Origin of the sequence: Providencia sp. PROV150 (assembly GCF_028481025.1) — a bacterium.
In the GTDB taxonomy this organism is placed as follows: domain Bacteria; phylum Pseudomonadota; class Gammaproteobacteria; order Enterobacterales; family Enterobacteriaceae; genus Providencia; species Providencia hangzhouensis.
In genome coordinates this window covers 1-13,738 of record NZ_JAMPPJ010000008.1, presented here as the reverse complement: position 1 = coordinate 13,738, position 13,738 = coordinate 1, and the positions used below count along the sequence as shown (strand labels likewise).

Here is a 13,738-nt window from a genome sequence, read left to right as displayed (position 1 = left end):
TGTTACTAAAATATTTTCTACTCTAGAATACAGTAAATGGCATCATTACCATAAACTTAATATCTTTTTCATCTTGGAAAATATTTCCATAACCACCACCATAACTCGGAATATCTGTATGATTATCATATTTGGTAAAATGTAGCTTAAATAGCGTATCTTTTGCTCTACCTGACTGCACGGTATATAAAATATCAAAGTTCCATGCACTTTCTTTTAAGCGTACATCTTGAGCATATTGGCTATTCGTACTTGGTTTAGCATCCCAACCATAAATATATGAGGTTCCGACTTTCCATCCTGCTAAATCCCAATTTTTTAAATCATACATAACACCAGCCATAACGGCTTTTTCATTATTAGCATTCCAGTCTGAACGGCCATCCCACCAGATATCCATGCGGCCATTTGATGTTGCCCAACCAGGGGTCATACGCTGTAGGAAATAACCTTGATTACCTTTAGCTTTTACATAGGTTCCCTCTAATTTAAAATCAAATTCATCGTAGGTGTAACCTAATGTCATCGCTTGCAACCAAGCTAAACCGTCATAAACATCATTAACTCCGCCGTCTGAAACCTTGTCTTTTGCTCCATAAAATTGATAAGACATACGTAAATCACGGTCTACAACAGGAACTGCATAGGAAACCTTGGCAAAATATTGGTCCATATAACTTTTTGCTTGCCCATATGCCCCTTCAAGAACTAAGTTGTTTTTAAAGTCATATTTGAAACCAATTGATTGTAAATAGCTGATCCCAGTTTTACCATCCGCTTCACGAAAATCATACATACTGCGGTACCAAGGTGCTTTATAGCGGTCGGTCCACATATAGGACATGCTGAGTTCACCATTTTGCTCAAAATCAAACACCCCGCCCACCTCTAATCCACGGTATGTTCCAGGCATATAACTCCAATGGGATGCTAATAGCGTTTGCCCCGTTGGTTGAATATAGCCGCCTCTCCCCCAGAAAGGGCCATATTTCAATTTTGCAGCCGCTTTATAAAAAGTCACACCACTACGATCCCCTGTCCATTTTTCATCCCAACGTGATTTTGCGTCACTAAAACCGATTTCATTTGGTGCAGCAGGCCCACTGTTCGATAGCTCAATAGCTGTAAAACCCGCTAAATCAAGCCCAATAATGTCCTGAAAATAGCCGGATGAGAAATCTAGGCTGGCATTAAACGTTGAGTGTTTAAGATTATCCGCATACTTTTTATATTTATCACTATTAGGGTCTAAATCTTTACGTGAACGATCTCGTTGCCAGTAGTAAAGGCCACCAGTAAGTTTTGAATCTTCAAGAAATTGCTCCGCATGCATGATTGGCTGGTAACCAATAGGTAGCATCGCTATTGCGATTTTTAAGACGAGCAATTTCCTGCCAGTATTGACATTTTTATTAACCATTCTTGTATTCCTCTAATATTTTTTAATTTTATTTTTCGGCCGAAATACGATTTAACTTTCCATTTAAATCTAAATATTCACAATGAGTTATGCCTCTTGCGATGTATTTAGCCTATTTTTTGCAACGCGAATTATCAACACAGATACAGGCTTTGTTGCCAAAATATGATCAACGACACATTAATTTTAATTAATTGCCATTATCACCAGTGATGACCTTGCTAAAAATAAAATGTAATAAATTGATAAATATAAAAAATATATAGAGAATACACATAAGAAAGGGTTCAAGATAAAATCAATAAATTAACTGTTTGTACCTTAATTTTTCCTATTTTGTAGGAATTCTCAAAGTTCTATCACCACATTGACCTAATTGCCTTAAAAAAGCTCAGATTACTGAGTCAAATAATTAGGATAAATGTTGTTGTACTGAAAAATAACATACGTAAGTATAAAATTTCTTAATAAACAATAAAGCTAACGGGGTACAGGCTACTGCACCCCGCTGTATTAAATTAACACTTGTTTTGATAATTAATATTTTTCGAATAATGCCTGAATTTGCTGAGGATCTTTAGTCTGAGTTAAGGCTAACTGAAGCAATACACGCGCTTTTTGCGGGTTCAACCTTTCTGAAGCAACAAAACCATATAAGTTATCATCCACTTCGGCATTTCTTGTCGTATAACCTGTTGGTACACGGCTTGAACGAACGACAACCACGTCTTCTTTCGCTGCTTTTGCTAAAGCGTCAAATACCGCTTTATACATATTACCGTTACCCACACCTGCGCTTACAACCCCTTCAACCCCTTCTTCTCTCAAAGCTTTCACCGGAGCCGCTGATGCATTGGCATAATTGTAAACAATGCCTACCGCAGGGAGCTTTTCTAGTTTACTGACATCGAATGCCGCTTTGTCACCACGAGGTTGCGCTGCTTGGAAATAAGTGACTTTACCATCATGAATAAAACCTTCTGCCCCACCATTAACTGCATCAAATGCCTGTACTTCAGTGGTGCTCATTTTCATCACATTACGGCCTTGCACGACTTTATCGTTCATTGCCATCAGAACACCGCGCTCTCCAGCAGACTTATCCGTCGCTAAAACTACTGCATTATACAGGTTCAAAGGACCATCAGCGCCCAAAGCTGTTGAAGGACGCATTGCACCAACCAAAACAATTGGCTTTTTACATTGCGTGGTTAAATCAAGGAAAAATGCCGTTTCTTCTAAAGTATCAGTACCATGAGTGATTACAAAACCATCTGTTTTATCGCAATCTTGGTTAATTTTTTTCGCGAGGCTCAGCCAGACTTGGTCATTCATATCTTGTGAGCCAATATTCACCAATTGCTCACCACTTAAATTGGCAATTTTTTTGGTTTCTGGCACTGCATTAATTAAAGCATCAATCCCTACTTTACCCGCTTGATAACTGGAAGATGTGGCTGAATCACCGCCACCTGCTATCGTTCCCCCTGTCGCCAATACTGTAATATTAGGTTGAGCGATAGCGGATACGGCAAACAGTGAAACCAATGTCGCCAAAAGCGCTTTATTTCTGTTTTTCATCCTATTTTCCTTTCATTAATAAACTTCAGTTATTATGTGGAATTATGCTGAATTTTATGTGACCTATACAATTATTTTAGGATAAATAATGAATTTTAAGATGATTTATCTGTGAATAAATAAAAAGCGTGAGGCTTGCGACAAAAATCCGTATCATAAGCCGTTTGAAACACTCTATTCACAAGTGACTGACAATGAGCCAAACTTTTATTCCCGGCAAAGATGCCGCTCTTGAAGATTCTATCGATGCATTTCAAACCAAATTAAAGAAATTAGGGTTTGATATTGAAGAAGCCTCTTGGTTAAACCCTGTACCCAACGTTTGGTCTGTACATATCCGCGATAAAGCGTGCCCTCTTTGCTTTACTAATGGTAAAGGAGCGAGCAAAAAAGCCGCATTAGCCTCAGCGCTTGGTGAGTATTTTGAGCGTTTATCAACGAATTACTTCTTTGCGGACTTTTACCTTGGTAAATCTATCGCTGAAGGGGATTTTGTTCATTACCCTAATGAAAAATGGTTTCCACTAACCGAAGATGATAGTTTACCTGAAGGGTTATTAGACAATTGTTTGATTAAATTTTATGACCCCGATAACGCCTTAGCCGCCAGCCAATTAATTGACTTACAATCCGGCAATGAAGAACGTGGTATCTGCGCCCTGCCATTTACCCGCCAATCAGACAATCAAACCGTATATATTCCAATGAATATCGTTGGCAACCTATATGTTTCCAACGGAATGTCTGCGGGAAATACCGCCAACGAAGCGCGTGTACAAGGCCTTTCCGAAGTCTTTGAACGCTTTGTTAAAAATAAAATCATTGCTGAAAGTATTAGCTTACCGGCTATCCCTGCTGACGTCATGGCTCGTTATCCTGCGGTAGTTGAAGCCGTTGAAACCTTAGAAAAAGAAGGTTTTCCAATTTTCTGTTATGACGCATCACTAGGCGGCCAATACCCTGTAATTTGTGTGGTTTTGTTCAATCCACAGAACGGGACTTGTTTTGCCTCATTTGGTGCTCATCCTGACTTTGGTGTTGCCCTTGAACGTACAGTCACCGAATTGCTACAAGGCCGTGGCTTAAAAGACCTCGATGTATTTAATGCACCGACCTTTGATGACGAAGAAGTGGCTGAACACACAAACCTTGAAACTCACTTTATTGATTCAAGCGGTTTAATTAGCTGGGATTTATTTAAAGATGATGCCGATTATGCCTTTGCAGATTGGAGCTTTAAAGGCACAACTCAAGAAGAATTTGCAACGCTTATTAGTATTTTCAATACATTAGATGCTGAAGTCTATATTGCAGATTATAACCATTTGGGTGTCTACGCTTGCCGTATTTTAGTCCCAGGTATGTCTGATATTTACCCAGTAGAAGACTTACATATCGCCAATAACGCGATGGGCGCTTATTTACGTGACACGATTATCAACCTACCTGATAGCCAATGGGAAAAACAAGATTATCTTGCACTTATCGAGCAATTAGATGATGACGGTTTAGATGATTTTACCCGTGTTCGTGAATTACTTGGGTTGGCTGTAGGTAAAGACAATGGGTGGAGTAACCTGCGTATTGGCGAACTAAAATCCATGTTGGCACTGGCTGGTGGTGATCTCGAGCAAGCACTTGCTTGGGTTGAATGGACACAAGACTTCAATAGCTCGGTATTTACTGCTGAGCGTGCAAATTATTATCGTTGCTTGCAAACCCTGTTGTTGTTATCCCAAGAAGAAGAACGTGATCCTGCACAATACTACAACGCCTTTGTACGTATGTATGGTCAAGAGGCAGTAAATGCTGCATCAGCCGCTATCGCTGGGGAATCATGCTTCTATGGCTTGTGGTCTATTGACGAAGAACTTAAAGCACTTCCTGCGCATCAAGCCTTGCTGGCTGCTTATGAAAAGCTGCAAAAAGCAAAGCGTGATAATGCATAATGTGAATTAAATCGTTGACGGGGAACTTGCCCCGTCAACATTTTCACAATTTATTGGTTTATATTAATTATAAATCCAATGAACGTTTCCATAATAAGAAATCAAACTGTTCTAATCGGTCCGCTTGAACCTGATAGTCACCGCTTGCCGTTTCAATCACCCGTTCAAATAACCCTTTACTAATTGTTGGTAGTGGAACCCCATCAATAATTGGCCCGCAATCATAATCAATTATGTCTGACAGACGCTCTGCAATGGCACTATTAGTCGATATTTTTAAAACTGGCACAATCGGGTTCCCTGTAGGAGTTCCAAGTCCTGTTGAAAAAATAACCACATTACACCCCGCAGCAACAAGGCCGGTAACCGCATCAACATCATTACCCGGCGTGCAAACTAATGATAACCCGCTGTCAGGCATAGGCTCCGCATAATCACACACCGCACTAATCGGCGACGTTCCGCCTTTTTTAGCCGCTCCAGTCGATTTAATTGCATCTGTTATTAGTCCATCTGCAATATTACCGGGGCTCGGGTTATCGGCAATCGTAGTATTAAAGAAATTCGCTGTCTTTTCATAACGCTCCATCAAGTCCAAGAATTTTTTCTTATCCTCAAAAGACACGCACCGTTTCACCATGTCCCCTTCTGCACCACACAATTCAGGGAATTCAGCTAAACCTGATGCGCCCCCCAAGGTCACTAACCAATCAGAAACTAGCCCCATCGCAGGATTACCCGAAATACCAGAAAAACCGTCAGAAGCGCCACATTTCACACCGAGTTTTAAATGAGACAACGGAACATCCACACGGGACTGTGGTTCGACAGCCTTCATGCACTCATAAGTTTGCTTCAAAGCGGTTTGCATCATTTCTTCTTCGCTATTCCATTCTTGCTGGCGGAAGTAAAGTGCAGGCTTATTAAAATTGGAGTTTCGAGCAGCAAGTGACTCTTTAAACATTTTGCGCTGTGCTTTTTCGCAGCCCAAACTAAACACCGTAATACCAATCACATTAGGGTGATCTGCATAGGCAGCAAGCACATCACACATTGTCTTACTGTCAGAAGTCGCCCCACCACAACCACTCGTGACCGTAATGCAACGCACACCTTCTATATGTGGGAATAATTTAGGTTTTGCGCCTTCCCTTTGCTCGCCTGCGGTTAAATCTAACGCAAAGTTTTTCAAACTATTATTGGTATAACCTAATGCCTCATTTAAGGCATCAGTGAGCTTTGTTACATTGCGGTTTTCACAAAATACTAATGGAAAGATTAACCAATAGTTTGCAGTTCCCACTCGCCCATCTTCACGTATATAGCCTTTAAATGTACGTCCTTGATATGCCGATACATCTGGCGCATTCCACTCATATGGCGCATCTTGCTCTAAAGAAACCGGAGCTGCATAGTGGCGAATATTATCGACTGTGATAACTTCACCTTTTGCGATTGGCTTTGTGGCTTTTCCTACTGCAGTACCATACATCGAAACAATACCATCAATGGGTATCGCTTCCATGGCGAACTTGTGTTTTGCTTTCACATCGGTCACTAGGGTCACTTCTTCACTTCCCCAGTGGTAGATATCTCCTGCTTGCAGGTCTTTCAAAGCAACAATTAGGTTGTCGCTCTCATCAATTTTGAGAATTTTTTGCATGTCACACCTTCCTAAAAATTGTCATTAGTTAGATGACAATGCTTTGAGGTTGTTGTTATGAGTGTTTTTTTTAAGTAATGCGATTAAAACGGCACAACCGACGGTGATCACCGCTAATGTCACGATACCTGCGGTATTGCTATTCATCATTTTATCGACTTCCACGCGAATGATTGGTGCGAGGAATGAACAGAATGCCCCCATGGTGGTACAGAAACCAATTCCTGCTGCCAATGCAGGGCCACTTAATAACTGAGGTGGAAACGTCCAAAACACCGGTTGAACGGATAAAAAACCAACAGCGCTTAAACATAATGCCGCAATAGCAAAAACAGGGCTCGCAAATGCTGACAATGCCAAACCTAATGCTGCGGCTAACATACACAGAACTGAGATTTCGATACGACGAGTTGGATGACGGTCGGCAAAACGAGGAATGTAATACACTCCAAATGCAGAACAAGCCCAAGGTATTGCCGCAACTAAGGATTGTTTAAAACCTAAGCTTTCCCCCATTAAGGACGCAACTTGGGAAGGCAGAAAGAACATCAAACCGTATACTGAAATTTGGATCGTGCCGTAAATCAGTGCAAGGTGCCAAACTTTGATATTTTTTAGTGCGGATAATACTGATGTGGTTTCAGTTTTTGCATTTTCTTTAGCTAATTGTTCAGTTAGGGCTTTTTTCTCTTCTTCGGTTAAAAAACGGGCTTTTTCAGGGCTATCATCCAAATAAAAGAAGGCAAAAATACCAATCACAACAGCGGGAAGGCCTTCAATGACAAACATCCAGAACCAGCCCGGCCGACCTAACCAACCATGCAATTCCAGTAACGCGCCGGATAATGGCGAGCCCAGTGTCAACGCCAAAGGTACGCCTAAAACAAAGATTCCAATTACAGACCCGCGTACATTATTGGGGAAATAAATGGAAGCTAATAATAGAATACCTGGATAAAAACCGGCTTCCCCCAACCCCAATAAGAAACGTAAAATAATAAATTGCGTCTCATTGGTGACAAAACCTGTCATTGCAGACAGAACGCCCCAGATAACTGTCGTAATACTTAGCCATTTTTGCGCCCCTATTTTGTTTAAAATTAAGTTAGCGGGAATACCAAATAACGCATATGCCGCAAAGAAAATACCTGCACCAAAAGCAAAAGCAGAATCGGATAAACCAATGTCGACTTGCATCGCATCTTTAGCAAAACCGACATTCACACGGTCAATAAATGCAACAAAATACAAAATAAACATCAGAGGTACTAAACGTTTCCACGATTTGGCTATCGCAGAATTTAAAACAGGATTGTTATAAGCTTTCGTTGTCGCCATGATATTTTTCCCTGTTGGTAAGATGTTCTATTGTGTTTGATTCAGGAAAGGTCAGAGCGGTAAATCAGCAAGGGTTAATAACTGCTGAAGTTGCTCAATCTGTATATTGTTCAAGCCAATAAATGGCGCTGTACAATAGTCTGAATTAACCACACCTTTTAGCTGCAATGCTTTTTTAAAGGTTGGGATAAATGGTGCATTGACACTATATATAGCCATCAATTGGTCTACTCGTTGTTGGTGTTTTGCCACTAATGCTAAATCACCCTGGATAAACGCCTGCATCCACGATGCAAAAAACTGTGGAACAATATTTGAAAGCCCACCAATGCAACCATTTCCCCCCGATAAAACCACATGAGCAAAGTTATTATCGTAACCTGCATATACCTCAAAATGAGGTAAGCGGGTTTTCACCGTTTCAATCACTTGGGCGGTATGAGTCGTGTCAGGAATGGTATCTTTCAACCCGATGATATTGGGATATTTATCCGCTAAACGTAGGCAAACATCTGGAGAGACAGAATAACCTGTTCGTTCAGGGAAGTTATAAATGAAAATGTTAGCAGATGTTTTGGCTGCTATCGTGCTGTAAAAACGGAAAACACCTTCATCATCCAGCGGAAAATAATATGGGCTAATGATCATCACCCCATCGATTCCTTTTTCATATGCATAGTTAGCCAATTCAACCGACTCTTGCACATCAAGGCGGCTTGCTCCTGCATAAACACGCATTTCCTCCTTTGGGTAACGACTACATAGGTCGATTAGTGTTTTTGAGCTCTGCATATTAAGCGCAAAAAATTCCCCCGTGCTTCCCATTGTGACAAAACCGGAGACTTTGCCTTTCAATGAATCATAAACACGTATGTTTTGTTCTATATCCACTCGACCTTTGTCATCAAAGATGGTCACTACTGGAGTGATATAACGACTTTCCATACCGGTAATCTCCTCACCTATTATTGTTCATATATACAAACTGCATTCATAAATAAAAACAATAAACAAGAAATCATGAATTATGGATTGAGTCAAATTCATCCAATTTATATATAAATCTCACATAATTATTTGATTAAAAAGAATTTAAAGAAAAGAAATAGCAATTAGGCTGGCTAAAAAATAATTTTTTTATTACTAAATTTTGAACAGAGTCACGTCTTTATTGCGACTTGAGCCATTAACAGGTATGACCAATTTGAGATTAAACGTATTCCTGAGATGATTTACATAGTGGTATTTTAAACCTAGAATAGCGACAAAATTAATCAGTGAGGTGGTTTAATGTCTACGGGGCACATGCCGACAATTCGGGTATTAGAAATACTGCAAGTTTTATCGGCTGAAAATACTGGGCTTTCTTTGACACAACTTTCTGATAAAACACAAATCTTAAAGGGGACTATTTATCCTATCTTAAAAACGTTGGTTGAACATCGATATATTAATTATGATGACAATAGCCAGCTGTATTATTTAGGTATCGCCTGCTCACTCCTTTCCCGCTCATTTTTCGAAAAATCCTATTGGCTAAAAATGGTTCATCGGGAAATGGTACATATTGTTGATGAATGCAATGAAGTGTGTCAAATGGGGATTTTAGACGGTGCCGATGTACTATACATTGATAAAGTCCAATCAGCCCAAAAGGTCCAATTAATCTCTAATATTGGTACTCGTTTGCCTGCTATTTACTCGGCACTTGGTAAGGCCATGATTTTTAACTACAGTGACCAACAAATTTCCGAGCTTTATCCTTCAGGTTTTACCCCGTTAACCCAATACAGTGTGCAAACTTTGGCTGAACTGCGCCTACAGCTTAACGCAGTTCGTGAAAATAATTATGCCGTTGATAATAAAGAAATAAATGAAGAAACGACCTGCTATGCTGTTGCATTGCGTCAGCGGGATAAAATCATAGCTGCAATTAGTGTGTCTATCCCAACTTTCCGCATTGATGAATCCAAAGTGAACCAAGTCATCAAAACACTTTTAGCAAGTCGTGAACGTATTGAGCAAGAATTGAACACACTCGAAGATATTGAGTTTTATACCTAGCCATAACATTAAAAGCTGTTTGATTAGTTAACATATATCACTTTCATTTGTAGATTCATTTATACGAATCTTTTATTATTTACATTATTGTTAGATAAATATTGCAGAAATACGGTTTGGCTAAGGAATATATATCGGAATCCCCCTGAATTAAATAGGGTATTATGCAAACATAAGTTAAATTATATGCCAAAAGGATCATATTCATCTTAAATAGTTAACATTTACGCGTATATTTTTACTTATTTTAATGCTCAAAACTGACTTTATAAAAATTTTCAATAAATTTTAAAAAATATTTAAACCTTATATATCAACAAGATAGATTCAAATTTAACAATTTACTAACCATTTTTACCGCTCTCTCTAGAGAGTTCATGATCCATATCAAATTTATCAATTCACCCCTTTGTTACTATTATTGCGTGCTATAATTAATCAACTTTGTAAGAGAGTGTTGGTATGAAAGCTGACAACCCTTTTAATTTATTGCCACCTGCTGTAATGGCGCAAGTCGCAGATGATGCCTCTTTTTATAAGGCAAATAAACATCCTGCAATTACTTACTTGTCAGCATTCACTGCCGGTATTTTTATCTCTATCGCGTTTGTATTCTATATCACAGCAACAACCGGGGCAGCTGAAGCGCCTTATGGTTTCACTAAACTTATTGGCGGGATTTGTTTCTCCTTAGGTCTGATGTTAGTGGTTGTATGTGGCGCAGATCTTTTCACCTCCACCGTACTCACTATCGTCTCAAAAGCCACAGGAAGAATTACTTGGGGGCAAATGTTCCGTAACTGGTTTAATGTCTATATTGGTAACTTAATTGGTGCGTTATTCTTTGTTGCACTGATTTGGTTTGCAGGACAATACACCGCAGCCAATGGTCAATGGGGGTTAAATGTCTTACAAACCACCAGCCATAAATTACACCATACCTTTATTGAAGCGGTTACATTAGGAATTTTAGCAAACTTAATGGTTTGCCTTGCGGTTTGGATGAGTTACTCCGGCCGTAGTTTAACTGATAAACTGGTCGTTCTAGTGTTACCTGTCGCGATGTTCGTAGCGAGCGGTTTTGAGCATAGTATCGCAAACATGTTCATGATCCCGTTAGGCATTATGATTAAAGAGTTCGCCCCCGCTGAATATTGGTCTCAAATAAATATGTCTCCTGACCAATTTTCACACCTAACGGTTGGTAACTTTATTACAGATAACTTAATTCCAGTCACTATCGGAAATATTATTGGCGGTGCGATTTTAGTCGGCCTCATTTATTGGTTTATGCATTTACGTAGTGGCCAAAAACATTAATAGCCACTGACACACACGAAAAGATTTATTAAGATCCCTAAAAGATCCATTGTTAAAAGGTAAAAGTATCATGTCCGAGTTAAATGAAAAATTCGCTTTAGCATGGCAAGGTTTTAACCAAGGTGACTGGCAGAATAACGTCAACGTACGTGACTTCATCCAGAAAAACTACACTCCATATGAAGGTGATGAATCTTTCTTAGCAGGCTCTACTCCAGCAACTGACACGTTGTGGGATAAAGTCATGGAAGGGATCAAAATCGAAAACCGCACTCATGCGCCAGTTGATTTTGACACTGATGTCGCTTCAACCATCACTTCTCATGATGCAGGTTACATTACTAAAGAATTAGAAAAAGTCGTTGGCTTGCAAACTGACGCACCTCTGAAACGTGGTCTTATCCCATTCGGTGGTATCAAAATGGTTGAAGGCTCATGCAAAGCTTACGACCGTACTTTAGATCCAGAAATCAAAAAAATCTTCACTGAATACCGTAAAACTCACAACCAAGGTGTTTTCGACGTTTACACGCCAGACATCTTAAAATGCCGTAAATCAGGTATCTTAACTGGTCTACCTGATGCATATGGTCGTGGTCGTATCATCGGTGACTACCGTCGTGTTGCACTGTACGGTATTGATTTCCTGATGAAAGACAAATTTAACCAATTCACCTCTTTGCAAGAAAGATTAGAAAAAGGTGAAGACCTACAAATGACTATCCAACTGCGCGAAGAAATTGCTGAACAGCACCGTGCATTGGGTCAAATGAAAGAAATGGCTGCAAAATACGGTTACGATATTTCTGCACCAGCAACAAACGCACAAGAAGCAGTACAGTGGACTTACTTCGGTTACTTAGCCGCTGTTAAATCACAAAACGGTGCTGCAATGTCATTTGGTCGTGTTTCTACCTTCTTAGACGTGTATATCCAACGTGACTTAGAAGCAGGTAAAATCACCGAACAACAAGCGCAAGAATTGATTGACCACTTAGTCATGAAACTGCGTATGGTACGTTTCTTACGTACTCCTGAATACGATGAGCTGTTCTCTGGTGACCCAATCTGGGCAACTGAATCATTAGCAGGTATGGGCCTTGATGGTCGTACTCTGGTAACGAAAAGCACATTCCGTTTCCTGAACACACTGTATACCATGGGCCCATCTCCTGAGCCAAACATGACTATCCTGTGGTCAGAAAAACTGCCAATGAATTTCAAAAAATTCGCAGCTAAAGTGTCTATCGATACCTCATCAGTTCAGTATGAAAATGATGACCTGATGCGTCCAGACTTCAATAACGATGACTACGCAATTGCATGTTGCGTCAGCCCAATGATTGTTGGTAAACAAATGCAGTTCTTCGGTGCTCGCGCAAACTTAGCGAAAACCATGCTGTATACCATCAACGGTGGTGTTGATGAAAAACTGAAAATGCAAGTTGGTCCTAAACATGCACCAATCATGGACGAGGTCTTAGATTTCGATACTGTGATGAACCAAATGGACCACTTCATGGATTGGTTAGCAACTCAGTACGTCACTGCACTGAACTGCATCCACTTCATGCACGATAAATACAGCTATGAAGCTTCACTGATGGCGTTACATGACCGTGATGTTTATCGCACCATGGCTTGTGGTATTGCGGGTCTATCTGTTGCTGCTGACTCACTGTCTGCAATCAAATATGCGAAAGTTAAACCAATTCGTGATGAAGACGGTATCGCTATCGACTTCGAAATCGAAGGTGAATATCCACAATTTGGTAACAACGACTCTCGTGTAGATGATATCGCGTGTGACTTAGTTGAACGTTTCATGAAGAAAATTCAGAAACTGCCTACTTACCGTAACGCGGTACCAACTCAGTCAATCCTGACCATCACCTCTAACGTAGTGTATGGTAAGAAAACAGGTAATACACCAGATGGCCGTCGTGCAGGTGCACCATTCGGACCAGGTGCAAACCCAATGCACGGTCGTGACCAAAAAGGTGCGGTAGCTTCACTGACTTCTGTTGCTAAACTGCCATTTGCTTACGCGAAAGATGGTATTTCTTATACTTTCTCTATCGTACCAAATGCGTTAGGTAAAGATGATGATGTTCGTAAAACGAACTTAGCGGGTCTGATGGATGGTTACTTCCACCACGAAGCGTCTATCGAAGGCGGCCAGCATCTGAACGTTAACGTTATGAACCGTGAAATGCTGTTAGATGCAATGGAAAACCCAGAGAAGTACCCACAACTGACTATCCGTGTATCTGGTTATGCTGTACGTTTCAACTCACTGACTAAAGAACAACAGCAAGACGTTATTACTCGTACTTTCACCAGTACAATGTAATAATTAGCTCATTAAAATAAAGTAAATTAAAGACCCCGCTTTACGGGGTC

At 40.1% G+C, this 13,738-nt stretch carries 9 protein-coding genes; 4 read left to right on the top strand and 5 right to left on the bottom strand.

The window, feature by feature from the left end:
* Positions 1–22: 22 nt before the first annotated feature.
* On the bottom strand, positions 23–1,420 hold the full coding sequence (gene chiP / locus PSE83_RS07545) for a chitoporin ChiP (protein WP_004256290.1): 1,398 nt from the start codon (positions 1,418–1,420) through the stop codon (positions 23–25).
* Between the two features lie 537 nt (positions 1,421–1,957).
* Positions 1,958–3,001 carry an L-asparaginase 2 gene (gene ansB / locus PSE83_RS07540; protein WP_004256291.1) on the bottom strand — a complete coding sequence of 348 codons (1,044 nt, stop codon included), beginning with the start codon at positions 2,999–3,001 and terminating at the stop codon, positions 1,958–1,960.
* A gap of 194 nt (positions 3,002–3,195) precedes the next feature.
* Here ansB and ycaO point away from each other — a divergent pair, with 194 nt between their 5' ends.
* Positions 3,196–4,950 (top strand): 30S ribosomal protein S12 methylthiotransferase accessory factor YcaO, encoded by a 1,755-nt coding sequence (gene ycaO / locus PSE83_RS07535; protein ID WP_181489552.1) that lies wholly within the window; start codon positions 3,196–3,198, stop codon positions 4,948–4,950.
* Between the two features lie 67 nt (positions 4,951–5,017).
* Here ycaO and PSE83_RS07530 read toward each other — a convergent pair whose 3' ends face one another.
* Genes PSE83_RS07530 through PSE83_RS07520 form a run of 3 tightly spaced genes read right to left on the bottom strand, consistent with a single transcriptional unit; the run spans position 5,018 to position 8,896 of the window.
* Positions 5,018–6,613: a UxaA family hydrolase gene (locus PSE83_RS07530; RefSeq protein WP_272660760.1), complete on the bottom strand. Its 1,596-nt coding sequence runs from the start codon at positions 6,611–6,613 to the stop codon at positions 5,018–5,020.
* 24 nt (positions 6,614–6,637) lie between these two features.
* The gene (locus PSE83_RS07525) at positions 6,638–7,951 is read right to left on the bottom strand and encodes an MFS transporter (RefSeq protein ID WP_004256294.1); all 1,314 of its coding nucleotides are present in this window, start codon (positions 7,949–7,951) and stop codon (positions 6,638–6,640) included.
* Positions 7,952–8,002: 51 nt separating this feature from the next.
* The gene (locus tag PSE83_RS07520) at positions 8,003–8,896 is read right to left on the bottom strand and encodes a dihydrodipicolinate synthase family protein (protein WP_004256296.1); all 894 of its coding nucleotides are present in this window, start codon (positions 8,894–8,896) and stop codon (positions 8,003–8,005) included.
* 345 nt (positions 8,897–9,241) lie between these two features.
* On the opposite strand from PSE83_RS07520, the gene PSE83_RS07515 reads away from it, so the two are divergent.
* The 3 genes from PSE83_RS07515 to pflB all read left to right on the top strand — a co-directional run bounded on the left by PSE83_RS07515 (position 9,242) and on the right by pflB (position 13,688).
* Positions 9,242–10,015, top strand: a complete 774-nt coding sequence (locus PSE83_RS07515) for an IclR family transcriptional regulator (RefSeq protein WP_094960677.1) — start codon at positions 9,242–9,244, stop codon at positions 10,013–10,015.
* A 462-nt stretch (positions 10,016–10,477) separates the two neighbouring features.
* Positions 10,478–11,335, top strand: coding sequence for a formate transporter FocA (focA, locus tag PSE83_RS07510; RefSeq protein ID WP_004256299.1), 858 nt, complete (start codon positions 10,478–10,480; stop codon positions 11,333–11,335).
* Positions 11,336–11,405: 70 nt separating this feature from the next.
* Entirely contained in the window at positions 11,406–13,688 is a 2,283-nt protein-coding gene (gene pflB, locus PSE83_RS07505; RefSeq protein WP_004256301.1) for a formate C-acetyltransferase, read from the top strand.
* Positions 13,689–13,738 lie beyond the last annotated feature (50 nt).

Coding starts and splice junctions, on each gene's coding strand:
- focA (WP_004256299.1), top strand. CDS start 10,478: ATGAAAGCTGACAACCCTTTTAATTTATTGCCACCTGCTGTAATGGCG.
- ycaO (WP_181489552.1), top strand. CDS start 3,196: ATGAGCCAAACTTTTATTCCCGGCAAAGATGCCGCTCTTGAAGATTCT.
- PSE83_RS07525 (WP_004256294.1), bottom strand. CDS start 7,951: ATGGCGACAACGAAAGCTTATAACAATCCTGTTTTAAATTCTGCGATA.
- ansB (WP_004256291.1), bottom strand. CDS start 3,001: ATGAAAAACAGAAATAAAGCGCTTTTGGCGACATTGGTTTCACTGTTT.
- PSE83_RS07520 (WP_004256296.1), bottom strand. CDS start 8,896: ATGGAAAGTCGTTATATCACTCCAGTAGTGACCATCTTTGATGACAAA.
- PSE83_RS07515 (WP_094960677.1), top strand. CDS start 9,242: ATGTCTACGGGGCACATGCCGACAATTCGGGTATTAGAAATACTGCAA.
- pflB (WP_004256301.1), top strand. CDS start 11,406: ATGTCCGAGTTAAATGAAAAATTCGCTTTAGCATGGCAAGGTTTTAAC.
- PSE83_RS07530 (WP_272660760.1), bottom strand. CDS start 6,613: ATGCAAAAAATTCTCAAAATTGATGAGAGCGACAACCTAATTGTTGCT.
- chiP (WP_004256290.1), bottom strand. CDS start 1,420: ATGGTTAATAAAAATGTCAATACTGGCAGGAAATTGCTCGTCTTAAAA.